15 protein-coding genes are annotated in these 16,695 nt (G+C 71.2%); 4 read left to right on the top strand and 11 right to left on the bottom strand.

The genetic code is table 11. The features are described from left to right. Positions 1-41: 41 nt before the first annotated feature. From CP983_RS04895 to CP983_RS04905, 3 genes are read right to left on the bottom strand one after another with little or no spacing between them, the layout of a single operon-like run. Positions 42-950, bottom strand: coding sequence for a carbohydrate ABC transporter permease (locus CP983_RS04895; RefSeq protein WP_150498649.1), 909 nt, complete (start codon positions 948-950; stop codon positions 42-44). Further along, on the bottom strand, positions 947-1,840 hold the full coding sequence (locus CP983_RS04900; RefSeq protein ID WP_150498650.1) for a carbohydrate ABC transporter permease: 894 nt from the start codon (positions 1,838-1,840) through the stop codon (positions 947-949). Before CP983_RS04900 ends, CP983_RS04895 begins: the two co-directional genes overlap by 4 nt. Positions 1,841-1,846: 6 nt before the next feature. Further along, complete coding sequence (locus CP983_RS04905; RefSeq protein WP_150498651.1) at positions 1,847-3,139, bottom strand: ABC transporter substrate-binding protein; 1,293 nt, start codon at positions 3,137-3,139, stop codon at positions 1,847-1,849. A 209-nt stretch (positions 3,140-3,348) separates the two neighbouring features. Between CP983_RS04905 and CP983_RS04910 the strand changes: the two genes are divergently transcribed. Next, the gene (locus CP983_RS04910) at positions 3,349-4,395 is read left to right on the top strand and encodes a LacI family DNA-binding transcriptional regulator (RefSeq protein WP_150498652.1); all 1,047 of its coding nucleotides are present in this window, start codon (positions 3,349-3,351) and stop codon (positions 4,393-4,395) included. 58 nt (positions 4,396-4,453) lie between these two features. Here the strand turns inward: CP983_RS04910 and CP983_RS04915 are convergent, their stop codons facing one another. Genes CP983_RS04915 through CP983_RS04925 form a run of 3 tightly spaced genes read right to left on the bottom strand, consistent with a single transcriptional unit; the run spans position 4,454 to position 9,051 of the window. Continuing rightward, complete coding sequence (locus tag CP983_RS04915) at positions 4,454-5,560, bottom strand: serine hydrolase domain-containing protein (RefSeq protein WP_150498653.1); 1,107 nt, start codon at positions 5,558-5,560, stop codon at positions 4,454-4,456. Positions 5,561-5,602: 42 nt separating this feature from the next. Then, positions 5,603-7,147 carry an alpha-L-fucosidase gene (locus CP983_RS04920; RefSeq protein ID WP_150498654.1) on the bottom strand — a complete coding sequence of 515 codons (1,545 nt, stop codon included), beginning with the start codon at positions 7,145-7,147 and terminating at the stop codon, positions 5,603-5,605. Between the two features lie 56 nt (positions 7,148-7,203). Continuing rightward, positions 7,204-9,051: a family 20 glycosylhydrolase gene (locus tag CP983_RS04925; RefSeq protein ID WP_150498655.1), complete on the bottom strand. Its 1,848-nt coding sequence runs from the start codon at positions 9,049-9,051 to the stop codon at positions 7,204-7,206. A gap of 250 nt (positions 9,052-9,301) precedes the next feature. On the opposite strand from CP983_RS04925, the gene CP983_RS04930 reads away from it, so the two are divergent. Beyond that, entirely contained in the window at positions 9,302-10,645 is a 1,344-nt protein-coding gene (locus CP983_RS04930) for an amidase (RefSeq protein ID WP_150498656.1), read from the top strand. Positions 10,646-10,675: 30 nt separating this feature from the next. Here CP983_RS04930 and CP983_RS04935 read toward each other — a convergent pair whose 3' ends face one another. The 4 genes from CP983_RS04935 to CP983_RS04950 form a co-directional block, all read right to left on the bottom strand. Then, positions 10,676-11,872 carry a GDSL-type esterase/lipase family protein gene (locus tag CP983_RS04935; RefSeq protein WP_150498657.1) on the bottom strand — a complete coding sequence of 399 codons (1,197 nt, stop codon included), beginning with the start codon at positions 11,870-11,872 and terminating at the stop codon, positions 10,676-10,678. A 17-nt stretch (positions 11,873-11,889) separates the two neighbouring features. Beyond that, positions 11,890-12,468: a TetR/AcrR family transcriptional regulator gene (locus tag CP983_RS04940; RefSeq protein WP_125524678.1), complete on the bottom strand. Its 579-nt coding sequence runs from the start codon at positions 12,466-12,468 to the stop codon at positions 11,890-11,892. 81 nt (positions 12,469-12,549) lie between these two features. Next, positions 12,550-13,032: a GNAT family N-acetyltransferase gene (locus CP983_RS04945; RefSeq protein WP_150498658.1), complete on the bottom strand. Its 483-nt coding sequence runs from the start codon at positions 13,030-13,032 to the stop codon at positions 12,550-12,552. A 54-nt stretch (positions 13,033-13,086) separates the two neighbouring features. Beyond that, on the bottom strand, positions 13,087-13,260 hold the full coding sequence (locus tag CP983_RS04950) for a hypothetical protein (RefSeq protein WP_107908540.1): 174 nt from the start codon (positions 13,258-13,260) through the stop codon (positions 13,087-13,089). 473 nt (positions 13,261-13,733) lie between these two features. Here CP983_RS04950 and CP983_RS04955 point away from each other — a divergent pair, with 473 nt between their 5' ends. Both CP983_RS04955 and CP983_RS04960 read left to right on the top strand, forming a co-directional pair. Next, entirely contained in the window at positions 13,734-14,183 is a 450-nt protein-coding gene (locus tag CP983_RS04955) for an HD domain-containing protein (protein WP_107908541.1), read from the top strand. 25 nt (positions 14,184-14,208) lie between these two features. Further along, entirely contained in the window at positions 14,209-15,015 is an 807-nt protein-coding gene (locus tag CP983_RS04960) for an SDR family oxidoreductase (RefSeq protein WP_150498659.1), read from the top strand. Positions 15,016-15,074: 59 nt separating this feature from the next. On the opposite strand, the gene CP983_RS04965 is transcribed toward CP983_RS04960, so the two are convergent. Continuing rightward, the gene (locus tag CP983_RS04965; RefSeq protein WP_150498660.1) at positions 15,075-16,595 is read right to left on the bottom strand and encodes an SDR family NAD(P)-dependent oxidoreductase; all 1,521 of its coding nucleotides are present in this window, start codon (positions 16,593-16,595) and stop codon (positions 15,075-15,077) included. Between the last annotated feature and the right edge of the window lie 100 nt (positions 16,596-16,695).

Consider the following 16,695-nt stretch of genomic DNA (forward strand, 5'->3'; position numbering starts at 1 on the left):
GTCACGGAGGTACGACGGAGGTGCGAGAAGCGGGCGGGGGTTCAGCCCTTGACCGCGCCCTCGCCGACACCGCGGAAGAAGTACCGCTGGAGACAGGCGAAGAGGGCGATCAGCGGTGCGACGGCGATGATCGTGCCGGCGGCGACCAGGCGTTCGTCGCCTGCGAAGGTGCCGTGCAGATAGTTGAGGCCGATGGTCAGGGTGAACTTGGACGGGTCGCTCAGCACGATCAGCGGCCACAGGAAGTCGTCCCAGGCGCCCATGAAGGCGAAGATCGCGACGACGGCGAGGGTCCCCTTCACCGACGGCAGCGCGATCCGCAGGAACCGCTGCCAGACATTGGCCCCGTCGACATAGGCCGCCTCCTCGATCTCGTACGGCAGATTCAGGAAGGCGTTGCGCATCAGCAGGACGTTCAGGGCGCTGATGCAGCCGGGCAGGACGACACCGATGAGGGTGTTGTTGAGGCCGAGCTCCCGCATGGTCGTGAACTGGGCGATGATGATGCCCTCCACGGGCACGAGCATCGCCAGGATGAAGACGAGCGTGGCGACCTTGCGGCCCCGGTAGCGCAGCCGGGCGAGGGCGTAGCCCGCGAGCGCCGCGCCGACGCAGTTGGTGACGACGTTGGCGGTGGCGACCTTCAGCGAGTTGAGGGCGTAGTCCCAGACCGGGATGGTCTCGGAGACCCGCTCGTAGTTGTGCAGCGTCGGCTCGCCCGGCAGGAACTTCGGCGGGGAGCTGAAGATGTCCTCGGTGGGGCCCTTGAGCGAGGTCGACAGCTGCCAGAGGAACGGGCCGACGGTGAGGGCGAGCACGGCCAGCAGGAGCAGATAGCGCAGGGCGAGTTCCCAGACGCGGACGCGGCGGCCGTGTTCGTCGGTGACGCGGGGTTCGCGCCTGGCGACCCGCTCGGCGGTGGTGGGTCGTACCTTCTCCATGACGCTCATGACTCGTCCCTCCGGTCGGCGCGCAGCACGAGCAGCATCAGGGCCACGGTGACGACGAAGACGACGACCGAGATGGCCGAGGCGTAGCCGACGCGGCCGGTCAGGCCGGTGCCGGTGCGCTGGACGAGCATCACGAGGGTGGTGTCCTCGCCCGCCGGGCCGCCGCTGGGGCCGGCCATCAGGTACACCTCGGAGAACACCTTGAAGGCGGCGACCGAGGACAGCGCGCCGACCAGCACCATGGTGGAGCGCACGGCGGGCACGGTGACCGTGAGGAAGCGGCGGATCGCGCCGGCGCCGTCCACGGCCGCCGCCTCGTGCAGTTCGCGGGGCACGTTGGCGAGCGCGGCCAGATAAATGATCATGTAGTAGCCGAGGCCCTTCCAGACCGTCACGGCCATGGCGCTCAGCAGGAGCAGCCACTGGTCGCTCAGGAAGCCGACCCGGCCGACGCCGATCGTCTCCAGCAGGGAGTTCACCAGGCCGCGCTCGTCGAGCAGCCACACCCAGATCAGCCCGACCACCACGATCGAGGCGACGACCGGGGTGTAGAAGGCGGACCGGAAGAACGTGATGCCGGGGATGTTCTTCTGCACCAGGAGCGCGAGCAGCAGGGGCAGCACGACGAGGGCGGGGACGACGCCGAGGACGTACAGCGTGCTGTTGCGCAGCCCGATCCAGAACATGTCGTCGTTGAGCAGCTCCCGGAAGTTGGCCAGGCCCACGAACTCGCCGGGGATCAGGGTGCGGCGGTCGGTGAAGGCGTTGACCAGCGTGGAGAGGAACGGGTACAGGATGAAGGCGCCGGTGATCAGCAGGCCCGGGGCGGCGAACAGCCAGGGACTGGTGGGCAGCTGGCGCCGCACCCGGGAGACGGTGGGGAGGGCCATCGCGTACTACCCCTGCTGCTGGAGCAGCGTGTTGCAGGCCTTGACAGCGTTGTCGAGAGCTTCCTTGGGGCTCTCCTTGCCCTGCAACGCCTTGGCGACCTCGTTGCGCAGCTCGGTCTTCATCTGCTCGCTGAACAGCACCGGCGTGTAGTTGACCGCGTTCTTCAGCGACTTGGCGGCGGCGATCCGCACCCGTGTCTCGTCGGTGCCGTCCTCCTTGGTGAAGTACGGGTCGTCGAGCGAGCCGGCGGTGCTGGGGAAGATGGCGACCTGCTTGGCGAACGACATCTGGTGCTCGGCGTCGGTGACGTAGTGCGCGAAGGCGACCGCGGCGGGCGTGCGCTTGGTCTGCGCGTTGACCATCACGCCCATCACGTACATGTTGACGTGGCCGGTGCTGGTGATCTGGTCGGTGATGCCGATGTTCTTGTACAGGTTCGGCGCCTGCTTCTTGAAGTTGCCGAGGTCGAGCGCGCTGCCGGGGTTCATGGCGACGGCACCGGTGAGGAACTTCTTGCCGGACGACTCGGGGGTGGCGGTCAGCGCCTGCGGGTCCAGGGCCTTGGCGTCGTACAGCTCCTTGTACTTGGTGAGCAGCTCGACCCCCTTCGCGTCGTTGAAGGTGAAGGCGGTGCCCTCCTTGTTCATCAGCTCCACGCCGTAGCGGCCGAAGTCCTCGACGGTGGGGACGTTGGCAAGGGTGGCGACCTTGCCGTCCGTCTCCTTCGCCATCTTCAGGGCCGCGTCGAAGACCTCGTCGTACGTCTTCGGCGGCTGCTCCGCGTCGAGGCCCGCCTCCTTGAAGAGGGTCTTGTTGTAGAAGAGCGGGCCGGTGTTGAGGTACCAGGGGAAGGCGTACGTGCCCTCCAGGCCGGGCACCTGATGGCTGGCCCAGGCCCCGTCCAGGTACTCCTTCTTGTACTTCCCGGCGGCCTTGTCGAGGTCCATCGCGAGGCCGGCCTTGGCGAGCGGGGCGACCAGGTCGGGCGAGACGTTGACGACGTCGGGAAGGGTGCCGCCGGCGGCGTCGGCGCTGATCTTGTCGGCGTAGCCCTCGGCGGGCTGGTCGATCCACTTGACGTTCGTGCCGGGGTACTTCTTCTCGAAGTCGGCGATCAGGCCCTCGAAGTAGTCCTTGAAATTGGCGCGCAGGTTCCAGGTCTGGAAGGTGATGTCGCCCTCGACCTTGCCGGAGGCGTCGGTGCTGCCGCTGTCACCGCCTGACGAACCACAGGCGCTGAGCGGCAGCGCGACACAGACGGCGAATGCGGCAGCGAGGGCTCTACGGGATATGGGCACCGTGAACCGGCCTCCTTTGCGGGCGGGTTGGTCGACGTGGCAGACCCTGCACGCCGCTCCACGGGCCCGTCAATGGCTCTCGCGCAGCTAATTTCTTTAGTGACTAATGCGCATTAGGATCACCGAGCTGAACCGCATTAGGATCACGCAGCTGAACCGCATTAGTGCATACTGCTCGGGGAATGTGCCGCCGGAATGGGGGGAGCACGATGTCAGGCAAGCGGTCACCGGCCCGGCGTCCGACGATGAAGGACATAGCGCGGCACGCCGGGGTCTCGCAGAGCGCGGTCTCGTTCGCGCTGAACGGCAGGCCGGGCGTGTCGGAGGACACCCGGGACCGGGTGCGGCAGGTCGCCGAGGAGCTGGGCTGGCGGCCCAGCACGGCGGCGCGCGCGCTGTCCGGGGAGGGCGCTGCGACGGTCGGCTTCGTGCTGGCGCGTCCGGCGGACAAGCTGGGGGTGGACTCCTTCTTCCTCCAGCTCGTCTCGGGCATCCAGGAGGTGCTGGCGGAGCGCCATCTGGGGCTGCTGTTCCAGGTGGTGGAGGACGTCGCCGACGAGTGCGCGGTGTACCGGCGCTGGTGGGCCGAGCACCGTGTGGACGGCGTCCTTGTCGTCGATCCGCGCACCGACGACCCCCGTCCCGACCTCCTGGACGAACTCGGCCTGCCCGCCGTGGTCATAGGAGGCGCGCCCGACGAGCGCCACCCGGGCCTGTCGACCGTCTGGGCCGACGACGCCGGCGCGATGGCCTCCGTGGTGGACGGCCTGTACGCGCTCGGCCACCGGCGGATCGTGCACATCGCCGGCCTGCCGGGGCTCGCCCACACCGAGCGCCGCATCCGCACCCTGCGTGCCGAGGCGGGCCGTCGTGGCCTGTCCGAGGTGCGGTCGGTGACGACCGACTACTCCGACGCCGAGGGCGCCGCGGTCACCCGCCGGGTCCTGGAGGGCGCCGCTCCCCCTACCGCACTGATCTACGACAACGACGTGATGGCCGTCGCCGGTGCCGTAGCGGCGGCCGAACTCGGCTTCTCCGTACCGGCGGACGTCTCGGTCGTCTCGTGGGAGGACTCTGCCCTGTGCCGCATGGTCAAGCCGTGGCTCTCCGCCCTGTCCCGCGACAGCGTGGAGTTCGGCCGCACCGCGGCACAGGAACTGACCGCGCTGCTCGACGGGGGGTCGGCCCGGGCCGTGCGGGTGCCCGTGCCGACGTTGATCGAGCGTGGGAGCACGGGGGTGGCACGGGGCGCGTGACGGTCTCGTACCGTCGCGGCCCGGCGGGGTCGCTCACGCGCCACCCGTGCCGCCGGGGTCAGAGGCGCAGCCCCTGGAGCCCCTCGTAGGCCGCCGTCACGATCTCCATGCCCCGGGTGTCCTCGGCGGGCTCGCGCATCTGGTTGGTCACGTAGGCCACCACCATCCGGCTGTCGGGCTCCAGCATCATCAGGGATCCGCCCCAGCCGCCCCAGCCGTACGTGGTGCCGAAGAGGCCGTAGCCCAGTCCCCAGCGCATCGGCATGCCGAGGACGCGGTCGTCGCCGTCGAACTGTTCCTCGAAGGCGCGGTCGCAGCCGGCCCGGGACAGCAGCCGTACGCCGCCCACCTCTCCCCCGCAGGCCAGGACCGACTGCACCAGCGCGACCGAGCGGGCGTTGCCGTAGCCGCTCGCCGCGGGGATCTGTGCGCGGCGCCAGGCCGTGCTGTTGCCGTCGCGGACCCGGACGCCGTTGCCCGCCTCGGAGCCCGTCGGGTTGCCCGGCGCGCTCGCGGAGTAGTCCTCGTCCTTGCCCGTCGGGGGGATCGAGGGGGCGGCCCGGTGGTCGTGCTCGGGCGGCAGGCCGATGTGGAAGTCGGCGCCCAGCGGCCCCGTGACCTCCGCGGCGAGGAAGTCCCCCACGCTGCGGCCGGTGACCCGGCGTACGACCTCGCCGACCAGGAATCCCTGGGTGAGGGAGTGGTAGCCGGCGGCGGTGCCCGGCTCCCAGCGGGTGGTGCGCGCGGCGAGCCGGGACGTGGCGGCCGGCCAGTCGTACAGCTCGTCGACCGGGCCGTCCCAGTCGGGCAGGCCGGCGGTGTGCGAGAGCAGGTGCCGTACGAGCACCTTCTCCTTGCCCTCCGCCGCGAACTCCGGCCAGTAGCGGGCGACCGGCGCGTCCGGGTCGAGTTCGCCCCGGTCGACGAGGATCAGGGCGCACAGCGCCGTCATCGTCTTGGTCACGGAGAACACGTTGACGATCGTGTCGCGCTCCCACGGGACGGTGCGGCCGGCATCCGTGAAGCCGCCCCACACGTCCACGACGGGCTCGCCGTCCACGAAGACCGCGACGGAGCCGCCGGCGTCCCCCGCGTCCAGCATGTCGGCCAGCGCGTTCGGCACGGCGATGAACAGACGGTCGTAAGTGCCCTGGATGTCGGCCATGCACCCCATCCAGCCCGTACGGCCCCGCCCCGGTCAACCGAATTAGACCCGTGAGCGGTACAGCCCGAACTCCGCGAGCCGGGCCGCCGCGCGCGAGCCGGTGACCCGCACCCGCCATCGCCTGGCCCGCACCGGTGCCGCGAGGAGCACGATCCGGCTCGCGCCGATGGTTCCGGCCCGGGTCACCTCTGTCCAGGCGCCGCCCTGCTGTGCCTCCACGACGAAGCTCTCCACCTGCTGCCCGTGCCGGATGTCCTCCGCGAGCCGGATCCGGTCCACCTCCCGTTCCCGGCCGAGGTCGAGGGTGATGCGACCCGGTGCGGCGGTCGTGCGGGCGTCGCGTGCCAGGTCCTCGGGCAGCTCGCGGTCCACGCGCTCGCGGAACTCCCGCAGCCGGGCCACGTCGGCGGCGGGCAGCAGGCCGTCCGTGTCGGGCGGGATGTTGAGCAGGAGCACCGAGTTGCGGCCCACCGACCGGAAGTAGATGTCCGTCAACCGCTCGACACTCTTGGGCTGTTGATCGGCGTGGTAGAACCAGCCGTCGCGGATCGACACATCGCACTCGGCCGGCCACCACTGGAGGTGGTCGGCCACCGGCCGGGCCTCGACCAGCGCCGCGCGGCTGCCCATGTCAGGGGCGTCATAGGCGAGGGCGTAGTCGGTGCGGCCGTGGTCCTTCTCCTGGACCGGTACGACGCTCCACTCGTCCTCCCGGGCCAGCCCGCCCTCGTTGCCGACCCAGCGCACGTCGGGGCCTGACACGGCGATCGCCGCGTCGGGCGCGAGGGAACGGACGAGGGTGTACCAGCTGTCCCAGTCGTACTTCTCCACCTTGTCCGGCGGGATGCGGCCCTGCGCGCCGTCGAACCACACCTCGTCGATCGGGCCGTACTCGGTGAGGACCTCGTAGAGCTGGTTGAGCATGTGGGCGCCGTAGTCGGTGGCGGGGAGGGCGTACGACCGGGGCGGGGTGCGGTCGTCGCCCGCGACGAGGGTGGGGATCGTGCGGTCGGTGCGGGCGCTGCCGTTGGCGTAGACGCCGTGGAGGTACTGGTTCTCGTCGGCGGGCGAGATGTAGACGCCGACCTTGATGCCGTGGCGGCGCATGGAGTCGGCGAAGGAGCGCAGGACGTCGCCCCGGCCGCCCTGCCAACTGCTCGACGCCACCGAGTGGTCGGTGTAGCGGGACTGGTGGAGCACGAAGCCGTCGTGGTGCTTGACGGTGAGGATGGCGAGCCTGAAGCCGCCGTCGCGCAGGGCGCGGGCCCACTGGTCGGTGTCGAGGCCGGCCGGCTGGAAGACGTCGGGGTCCTCGTCGCCGGTGCCCCATTCGAGGCCGGTGAAGGTGTTGACGCCGAAGTGCAGGAACGCGGTGCGCTCCAGGCGCTGCCAGGCGATCTGCCGTGCGGTGGGGCGGACCTGGGAGGCCTTGCGGACCAGGTCGGCCTCGGTGTCGTCGGGGCTGACGGGGATGCGGTAGCGGGGGTCCTCCGTCGCGCCGGCGGGTGCCGCCAGGGCGGGTCGGCTCACGCCGGTCGCGGCGAGGACGGCGGCTGTCGCGAGGAACACGCGTCGGGAAACGGCCATGGGAAGGCTCCTCGGGTCAGATGCTGAGGTGCTCAGGTGCTCCACTGCTCAAGGGCTCAGGCGCTCAGGCGCCATACGGCGGGAGTGCGCTGGTCCGGCGGGTACTGGGCGAGCCGCCCGTCGTCCGTGACGCCCACGGGCATGCGGGTGATGGCGTTGACGAGCCGGTAGCCACCGGCGGCGGGCTCCAGCTGCCAGCGCTGGAGGGTGTTGCGGGGGTCGCACGTCTGCGGGGCCGCCGCCACGCCGGGCTGGAGCGGCACGTTGAGCGTGAGCTTCCCGCCCCGGATCTCCAGGCAGCCCTCCGCCGTCCGTACGGTGACGTAGCCGTCGGAGGTCCGCGCCACCTCGGCGTCGAAGGTCAGGCCCCGAGTGCGGAAGCTGTACGAGCCGTCCGCCACCGGCACCCTCGTGAGGTCCCGCCATCCCGGCGCATGGCCGACCGCCGCGCCGCGCGCGGTGAAGGCGGCGTAGGTGCTGTCGGGGTGCGGGTCGCCCCAGGTGGCCTGGGCGATGTGCCGCAGCGCGGGCCACAGGGCGACGGCGACCTCGTTCTCGGTCTCGCCGCGGCCGTTGTCGGGCCAGAGGCTGATCTTCGCGCCGGTGATGCCGTCGGAGGTGGCGAGTTTCTCGCCCTCGAAGCTGCGCGGGTCCCAGCTCTGGTCGTACAGCCCCTCGGTGTCACTGTGGAAACCGCCGCGGACGAGGTAGAGGGCGTAGGCCGCGTTCATCAACGGGTAGCCCTGGTCCCGCAGTCGGCTCGGTTTCGTCGCCACGTTCAGCCAGTGCTCGACCGTCGTGCCGGCGGTCACCGGGACGGTGTTGGCACCGGTGAGCCCGTCGTTCCAGATGCGCAGCCGCTTGCCCTTGTCCGCGGCGTGGGCGTGGACGCGGTTGACGAAGTCGATGAACGCGTCCTGGGGCGTGGCACCGGGGCCGTACCGGTCCTGGGCGTACTTCAGGATCTGCGGGTACTTGGCGAAGTCGGAGCCGAGCATGTACTCGTCGGCTCCCATGTGCCAGGACGTGGAGGTGAAGACCTGGGCGTACTCGTCGATCAGGCCGGTGTAGTAGGCGGGCGCCTCCGGCCTGGTGATGTCGAGGCGCGAGGGCTGCTTGTCGCCGTCGGAGTCGGTCAGTTGGAGGTCGGGCCGGTTCTCGATCCACGGGTCCATGTGGCCCGGGGAGTTGATCTCCGGAATGATCTCGACGTGGTACCGCTTGCCGAGGGCGACCAGGCCGCGGATCTCGTCCTTGGTGTAGTAGCCCCAGGTGTTGGCCTCGGGGTGGGCGTCGCTCTTCACCTTCAGTTCGAGGAGCAGCTGGTTGAGCTTGTTGTACGCCATCTCGCGGACCAGGTTCTCCAGCCACGGCAGCGAGACGTGGATGTAGCAGGCGCAGACTCCGACGCCGCGCTCCTTGTAGCGCGGTACGTCGACCGTGCGACCGGCGGGGACGGTGTCGCCCCGGGCGAGGAGCTGGAGCAGGGTGCGGGTGCCGTAGAAGGCGCCGGTCTCGGTCGCCGCGGTCACCGACAGCCGCTTGCCGGCGGCGAGTTCGTAGCCCTCGGCACCGAGGGAGGTCCGGTCCGGCCGGACATCGATGACGATGTCGCCGGTCCTCGCACCGCCGGGCACCACCGGGACCGTGCCGTGTCCGGCGGCGCGCAAGTCGTCGGCGAGCGTGCCGGCGACCCGCCGCTCGCTCGCCCCGTCGGCCACCAGGCGGGCGCCGCGCTCGTAGCGGTAACTGCCGGCCGCCGGGGTCCAGTCGGCCAGGGCGGGCACCGTGACCGGCGCCTGCGCGGGCGCCGCGGGCTCCTCCCGGGCGACCGCCGGCAGCGGCGCCGTGAGCAGAAGCGTCAGCGCCGCGAGGACTCCGGCGACTCTCCAGCGTCTCCTCATAAGACACTCCCATTCATCGGATGTCTGATCATTGAGCGGGCCCCAAGGGCTGTCAATGGGAGTTGGGAACAGCCGAGTTGACGTATTCGTCGGATGACGCGCAGGTCAGCGGGACGCTGCGGAAATGCCGCGGCGCGAAAAGTCCAACAAGAGCCACGCGAATATCCAAGCCCGGCGGCCTCTCGACGCCGAGCCCGCCGAGCGGCAGAGTTCCTCCTACATACTCGCGAGTAAGCCCTGAGGAGCGCCCGTGACCAGCTGGGTCGGCCGGACCGCCACCGAGATCGCCGCCGCCGTACGCGAGAAGCGGGCCACTCCCCGGGAGGTGGTGGCCGAGCACCTGGCCCGGATCGAGCGCCTCGACGGCGGCATCGGCGCGTTCCGGGTGGTGCGGGCCGAGGCCGCGCTCGCCGAGGCCGACGAGGTGGCCTCCCGCGGCGACCTCGCCGAACTCCCGCTGGCGGGCGTGCCGGTGGCCGTGAAGGACAACCTCGCGGTGCGCGGCGAGTCCAAGCGCGTCGGCTCCGCGGCCACACCGGACACGTCGTCCGACGAGGACCATGTCACCGTGGCCCGGCTGCGGGCCGCCGGCGCGGTGGTCGTGGGGCTGACGAACGTGCCGGAGCTGTGTGTCTTCGGCACCACCGAGGGCGTGCACGGCACCGCCCGCAACCCGTGGGACACCTCGCGCACGGCGGGCGGTTCGTCCGGCGGCAGCGCGGCGGCGGTCGCCGCGGGCATGGTGCCGATCGCCCTCGGCAACGACGGCATGGGCTCGCTTCGGATACCCGCGGCCAACTGCGGCCTGGTCACGATAAAGCCCGGCACGGGTGTGGTCCCGGCCGGTGTCAGCGACGGCGACTGGTTCGGCATGTCGGAGAACGGCCCGCTGGCCACCACGGTCGAGGACGCCCGCCTGATGCTGTCGGTGCTCGCCGACACCGAGGTCGCACGCCCGGACACGCCCGGCACCTACCGGATCGCCGTGTCCCTGCGCAGCCCGATAGCCGGGGTCGCCGTCAGCAAGCCGTACGCGAGTGCCGCGCGGGAGGCCGCGGGGCTGCTCATCAAGGCCGGTCACCAGGTGCGGCGGGCCGATCCGCCGTACCCGATGTCGCTGGGCGTCACCTCGCTGACCCACTGGACCGCGGGCACGGCCGTGGACGCCCAGGGCCTCGACGCCCGGCAGCTCACGCGCCGGACGCGGGTGCACGCCGCCGTCGGGAAGCGGTTCGTCGGCCGGGCGCGCGCCGGTGCGAGCCGGGAGGAACTGCGCCGCAGGCTGGAGCCGTTCTTCGACGAGTACGACGTGCTGCTCACCCCGGCACTCGCCCGCCGCTCCCCCAGGTCCGAGCCCTGGCACGAGCGGGGCTGGCTGCGCAACATCATGGCCAACACGAACTACTCGCCGCTGACGCCGCCGTGGAACCTCACCGGCTGGCCCGCGATGGCGGTCCCGCTCGGCACGCTGCCGTCCGGTGCCCCCACCGCCGTGCAGCTGGTCGGTCGGCCCGGCTCGGAGGCGGAGCTGCTGGCGCTGGCCGAGCGGATGGAGGAGCTGCGGCCCTGGCGGCGGACGGCACCGCTGGACTAGACGGACCGGCCCCGGTCCGGTGCCGCTGGACTAGACGGACCCGCCCTGCGTCGGCGCCGCGAAGGGTCCTTCGGCGGTGAACGCGAGGCGTGCGAAGCGTTCACCGATCCGGCGGTGCGTGGCGGCGTCGGGGTGCAGGTCGTCGGGGAGCGGCAGTTCGGCGGAGTCGGTCTCGCCGTAGAGCTCCCGGCCGTCGAGGTAGTGCAGGTTCGGGTCGTCGGCCACCCGCTGCTTCACGATGCGGGACAGCTCGTCCCGGATGACGCCCAGCGTCAGCTTCCCGCTCGCGCGTTCCGCCGGGTCGCCCATGGCGACGAACCGCAGCCGGCCGTCGCTCATGCCGCTGAAGTCCGGGGCGCAGGGGCCGGGTGTGTCCTCGTGGATGGGGCACAGAATGGGCGACACGACGAGCAGCGGCGTCGCCGGGTGGCCTTCGCGGACCGTGTCGAGGAAGCCGTGGACCGCGGGGCCGAAGGCGCGCAGCCGCATCAGGTCCATGTTGACCAGGTTGATTCCGATCTTCACGCTGATGAAGTCGGCGGGGGTGTCGCGCAGGGCGCGGGCGGTGAACGGGTCGAGCAGGGCGCTGCCGGCCAGGCCCAGGTTGATCAGCTCCACTCCCCCGAGCGACGCGGCGAGCGCGGGCCAGATGGTGGTGGGGCTCGCGGCGTCGGAGCCGTGGCTGATCGAACTGCCGTGGTGCAGCCACACCTTGCGGCCCGGGTCGCCGGCCGGCTCGACGGGGGCGTCGGTGCGCAGGGCGATCAGCTCGGTGGTCTCGTTGTGCGGCAGCCAGATCTCGACGTCCTTGTCGCGGGCGGGCAGCCCGGTGAAGCGGACGGTGCCGGCCCGGCCGGGGCGTCGCTCGGTGGTGCCGGCCATCATGTCGATGATCAGGACGTTGCCGTCGGTGACGCTGCCCTGACCTGCGGGGCGGCCGTCGACGACCAGGTCGTACACGCCGTCCGGGCGGGGCGGCGCGCCGACGTAGGTGCGCTTGGTGGGCAGGGTGTCCAGTTCGACGGCGGTGGCGCGGGTGCGGAAGGCCAGCCGTACGCCGGAGGGCTGCGACTCGGCCATGGCCAGCTGTCCGTCGGTGTTCTGGGCGCGTGCCCGGGCGGGCAGCCGGTGCGGCAGTACGCCGTGCTCGGTCCGCTCCACGTCGAGGGCGCCGCGCAGCAGGTCGGCGGTGACGGTCGTGGTGATCCAGTCGTGCTCGGTGTCCATGTCCTTCAGCCTGTCGATCAAGGGGTGGGCTCGGTGGGCCAGTTGCGCAGCAGGGCGTCCAGGGCGTCCAGGATCCGGTGCCAGGTCTCCTCGGAGTCGGGTGCGCTGTGGCTGAAGCCGCCCGCCAGTTCCAGGCTGGCGTACCCGTGGAAGACGCTGCCCAGCAGCCGAACGGCATGGGTCGCGTCCGGCTCGGTCAGGTCGTAGCCGCGCAGGATGGCGCGGGTCATCTGCGCGTGCCGGACGCCGGCGCTCGCCGCGGCCGTCTCGGGGTCGAGGGTCATGCGCGCGGCGGCGGCGCGGCCGGGGTGTTCGAGGCCGTAGTCGCGGTAGACGTTCGCGAAGGCGACGAGGGCGTCCTTGCCCGCGCGCCCGGCGACGGCGTCGGCGGCCCGGTCGGCCAGTTCCTCCAGCGCGAACAGGGCGATGCGCGTCTTGAGGTCCTGGGAGTTCTTCACGTGCGAGTACAGACTCGCGACCTTGACGTCGAACCGCCGGGCGAGCTCCGACGCGGTGACCTGCTCGAAGCCGATCTCGTCGGCGAGCTCCGCCCCGGCCCGGACCAGACGCTCCGTGGTCAGCCCTACGCGTGCCATAGCCATCCTCTCGCTTGCCAAAAGCGAGTATGCACTTGCCTAAAGCTTTTAGGCAAATAGAGAGGAGGTGAAGGCGCTCCGCTAAAGCGCCCTGTACATGATGTGCAGCCCGACCCGGCCGTGCCGGGGATGGTCGAAGGCGTCCGGAACGGTGCCGAGGATCGTGAAGCCGAGGGAGGTCCACAGGGCGACGGCCGGGTTGGTCTCGACGACGGCGTTGAACACCATGCCCCGGTAGCCGTCGGCCCTGGCCACGGCCAGGACGTGCTCGGCGAGGGCGCGGCCGACGCCGCGGCCGCCGTGGGCGGGGTCGACCATGAAGCCGGCGTTGGCGATTCCGGCGGCGGGGCCGCCGTAGTTGGGGGTGACGTAGGCGGAGGCGACGAGGGATCCCGCGTCGTCCTCGACGACGTGGACGTCCTTGGCCGGATTCATCCACAGCGCACGGGCGGCGTCCTCAGAGGTGTCCGGATCCCATGCGTAGGTCTCGCCGGCGGCGACGATCCGGTGCCAGAAAGGCCAAATCCGCGGCCAGTCGTCGGCCGCGGCTTCTCTGATCAGCATGGGCGTGAGTCTCGCACGCCCATGCGGTCGGCGATCGCGAAGGGTTCTGCCAGGTCAGTCGACGCTGGGCAGGATGTGGGGCTCGGCGAGGTCGTCCTCGTACCCCGCCAGGCGGATGGGGGCGGACCTGGCCCACACATCGAGACTGCCGAGCTCCGTGGACCGGCGGCCCGCGCGCTCCGTGCGTTCCTTGGGGCGCTGCTCGCGATTCGTCTTCTCAGGTGTCACCGCGCACTCCTTCTGTGTCGGATCACCCTCGGGGCGGGCCGGACCAGTCTGCGGTCCGGCACCTGACGCCCGCTCGGGTCTAACTCAACGTCGACTCGGACGCGGTGGCGCCGGATAACTGGTGCGAGAGCAGGCCGTTGTGCACCGGCTTGTCCCGGGACGGACCGTGGGTGTGGGTTGGGACCCTGTATTGCTGTCCGTCCGCTACAGATTAACCAAATGAGCGGCCCCCCGCTCGATGGGGCTGCAAACAACCTGTAACTATCCGGAGTCGACCAGTTTTCACCTGCCCGTTATTCACTGTTTTCCTACGTAATACTCCGTTTACCAGTCACCCGTTCGGCTCAGTGACACGTCGCCGCCCGGCCTCGGCCCCATGGACGCCGCGCAGTTCAAGTCCCGTTGGCCGATTCGCAAGGCGGCCATGATCTGCTGGCGGACGGCAACGGCTCGTCCGGCGGGAGGACTGGCGCATGGAGCTGCGCAGTGTCGAAGAGCTGATGGATCTGCTGTACGCCTGCCGGGGCAGCCGGGACGCCCCGGGCCTCGGAGGCACCCGAGTCGATCTCCACCAACACGCTCTCCAGACGGCCGCCCTGCTGCGCCGCGTCCGCCCCGCCGACAAGGAACTCCAGGTCGCGGGGCTCGTTCATGCCATCGGCCCGCTGCTGCGCCCGGGCGACGTCACCCGCCACTCCGACTGCGCCGCGGACGCGGTCCGGCCCCTCCTCGGTGAGCGGGTCTCCCGCCTCGTCCGCGAACACTGCCGGGCCCGCGACCTGGCCGACGACGACCTGCTGCGCCTGCACCAGGCCGACGAGGAGGGCCGCAGCGCCGAGTTCGACGCCGGGGTGCTGGAGGACTGGCGGGCGGTGCTGGAGCTGGTGGCGTCCAGGAACTCGCCCCTCGGGGCTGCCAACTGACGGTCCGTCATGAGACGGTACGGCGATGACGCCGCCGTACGGTCTCCAGGGCAGGGCCGCCGTCGTCACCGGCGCCACGCGCGGCATCGGCCACGCCGTCGCCCGGCAGCTCGCTGCCGCCGGGGCGCTGGTCTGCGTGACCGCGCGGGACGCGGAGGAGGTCCGGCGGACGGCCGCCGAGCTGGGCGGCGTCGGGCTGGCCGGGAGCGTGGCCGACCCGGGACATCCCCGGGCGGTGGCGGACCTCGCCCTGCGGGAGTTCGGCCGGATCGACGTGATCGTGAACAACGCGGCGACCAACCAGCCGTACGGCCCCCTCATGGACGTCGATCCGCTCGCCTGGCGCGAGGCGTTCTCGGTGAACGTCGAGGCACCGCTGCGGCTCGTGCAGTGCGCCTGGCACGCCTGGATGCGCGAACACGGCGGCGCGGTGGTCAACGTCTGCACGGAGGGCGCCACCCATGTCGGTCCCCGCATCGGCGCCTACGGCACCAGCAAGGCGGCCCTCCTCCACCTGACCCGGCAGCTCGCGGGCGAACTGGGCCCGAGGGTCCGGGTCAACTCCGTCTCACCCGGCCTGATCCGCACCGAGATGGCACGGTTCGTGTGGGAGCCGGGCGAGGAGGAGGTCGCCGCCGGACTGCCGCTGGGCCGGATCGGCGAACCGGAGGACGTGGCCCGGGCGGTGGTGTGGCTGGCGTCGGACGCGGCGGAGTGGATCACCGGGGCGGATCTGCTGGTGGATGGCGGGACGCGGGTGCGAGCGGCAGGGACAGCAACGGGATACGCGATCCACGAGCGCCTTCGATCGCGCGGTACGGCAACCTCCTAGGGGCGCGGGGAACTGCGCGATCAGCCACAACGGGCCCGCAGGCGCCCCACCGACCTCGCCTACCACTTACCCGGCGCGTAGTCCTTCAAGAAGACCCCGTACACATCGTCGCCCGCCTCGCCCCGCACGATCGGGTCGTACACCCGCGCCGCCCCGTCCACCAGGTCGAGCGGGGCGTGGAACCCGGCCTCGGCCAGGCGGAGCTTGTCGTAGTGGGGGCGCTCGTCCGTGATCCAGCCGGTGTCGACCGACGTCATGAGGATGCCGTCGCTCTCGAACATCTCCTGGGCGCTGGTCCGCGTGACCATGTTCATCGCGGCCTTGGCGGCGTTGGTGTTCGGATGCCCCGCGCCCTTGTAACCGCGGCCGAAGACGCCCTCCATGGCGGAGACGTTCACGACGTAGGCGCGCCCGCTCGCGGCCTTCTTCGCCGCGTCGGCCATCGCCGGGCGCAGCGCGCTGATCAGGATGAACGGCGAGGTGTAGTTGCAGAGCTGGGTCTCCAGAAGCTCCACCGGGGAGATCTGGTCGATGGTCTGCACCCAGGTGTTGGAGTCGACGACGTCGGGCACGAGGCCGCCCGCGTCGATGGCGGTGCCGTCGAGGTGCCGGGCGACGCTGGCGTTGCCCGCGACCAGGGCGAGGTCGGCGACCTTCTGGGCGTCGAGTCCGCTGGTGCCCAGCGGCAGCGCGGCAATGCCGTCGACCGCGCCGGAGTTGAACGCGCCGATGACGTGGTGGGCGGGCAGCTCACCGGCGGGCAGCGGCGCGCTCTCACCCTCGACCAGGGCGGCGTAGGCCGAGGGCAGCCGGCGCACGGTCTGGGTCGCGTTGTTCACGAGGATGTCGAGCGGGCCGGCCTCGGTGACCTGCTCGGCGAGGGCCACGGCCTGGGCGGGGTCGCGCAGGTCGATGCCGACGACCTCCAGGCGGTGCATCCAGTCACCGGAGTCGTCCATGGCCTTGAAGCGGCGGATGGCGTCCTTGGGGAAGCGCGTGGTGATCGTGGTGTGCGCGCCGTCGCGGAGCAGCCGGAGCGCGATGTACATGCCGATCTTGGCGCGGCCGCCGGTGAGCAGGGCGCGCTTGCCGGTGAGGTCGGCGCGGGCGTCGCGCTTGCTGCGGTTCAGGCGGGCGCAGTCCTGGCAGAGCTGGTGGTAGAAGTAGTCGACCTCGACGTACCGGGACTTGCAGGTGTAGCAGGAGCGCGGGCGCTGGAGTATCCCCGCGATCCTGCCCTCCTCGGTGTTCGACGACGGCAGCAGGCCCTCGGTCTCGTCGTCGATGCGCTGGGCGGAGCCGGTCGCCGTGGCCTCGGTGACCTGCTTGTCGTGCGCGGTCTTGGCGGCCCGGCGCTCCTGGCGGCGGCGCTGCTTGACGGTGCGGTAGAGACCGGCGGTGGCCCGGCGCACAGCGATGGCGTCGGGGTGGTCGACCTCCAGCCCGTCGAGCTCCTCCAGCACGCTCAGGCACAGCGCGAGCCGCTCGGGGTCGATGCCGGGGCCGTACACGATCTCGTCACCGGGCTCCTGCACGACGTCCGCCGTGGTCGCCGTCGCGCCGTCCTCTGTCACCGTCATCGCCGCTGCCGTTCCCTGATCACCCGCGGCGCTCCGATCGCGCTCGCTTTCGAACGCGGAATTCTACGGAGCGCCGGGCCTCTCCTCCAAAATCCGGCGA

The sequence above is a fragment of the Streptomyces chartreusis genome, assembly GCF_008704715.1.
In the GTDB taxonomy this organism is placed as follows: Bacteria; Actinomycetota; Actinomycetes; order Streptomycetales; family Streptomycetaceae; genus Streptomyces; species Streptomyces chartreusis.

Coding starts and splice junctions, on each gene's coding strand:
- CP983_RS04895 (WP_150498649.1), bottom strand. CDS start 950: ATGAGCGTCATGGAGAAGGTACGACCCACCACCGCCGAGCGGGTCGCC.
- CP983_RS04900 (WP_150498650.1), bottom strand. CDS start 1,840: ATGGCCCTCCCCACCGTCTCCCGGGTGCGGCGCCAGCTGCCCACCAGT.
- CP983_RS04910 (WP_150498652.1), top strand. CDS start 3,349: ATGTCAGGCAAGCGGTCACCGGCCCGGCGTCCGACGATGAAGGACATA.
- CP983_RS04915 (WP_150498653.1), bottom strand. CDS start 5,560: ATGGCCGACATCCAGGGCACTTACGACCGTCTGTTCATCGCCGTGCCG.
- CP983_RS04920 (WP_150498654.1), bottom strand. CDS start 7,147: ATGGCCGTTTCCCGACGCGTGTTCCTCGCGACAGCCGCCGTCCTCGCC.
- CP983_RS04925 (WP_150498655.1), bottom strand. CDS start 9,051: ATGAGGAGACGCTGGAGAGTCGCCGGAGTCCTCGCGGCGCTGACGCTT.
- CP983_RS04935 (WP_150498657.1), bottom strand. CDS start 11,872: ATGGACACCGAGCACGACTGGATCACCACGACCGTCACCGCCGACCTG.
- CP983_RS04940 (WP_125524678.1), bottom strand. CDS start 12,468: ATGGCACGCGTAGGGCTGACCACGGAGCGTCTGGTCCGGGCCGGGGCG.
- CP983_RS04945 (WP_150498658.1), bottom strand. CDS start 13,032: ATGCTGATCAGAGAAGCCGCGGCCGACGACTGGCCGCGGATTTGGCCT.
- CP983_RS04955 (WP_107908541.1), top strand. CDS start 13,734: ATGGAGCTGCGCAGTGTCGAAGAGCTGATGGATCTGCTGTACGCCTGC.
- CP983_RS04960 (WP_150498659.1), top strand. CDS start 14,209: ATGACGCCGCCGTACGGTCTCCAGGGCAGGGCCGCCGTCGTCACCGGC.
- CP983_RS04965 (WP_150498660.1), bottom strand. CDS start 16,595: ATGACGGTGACAGAGGACGGCGCGACGGCGACCACGGCGGACGTCGTG.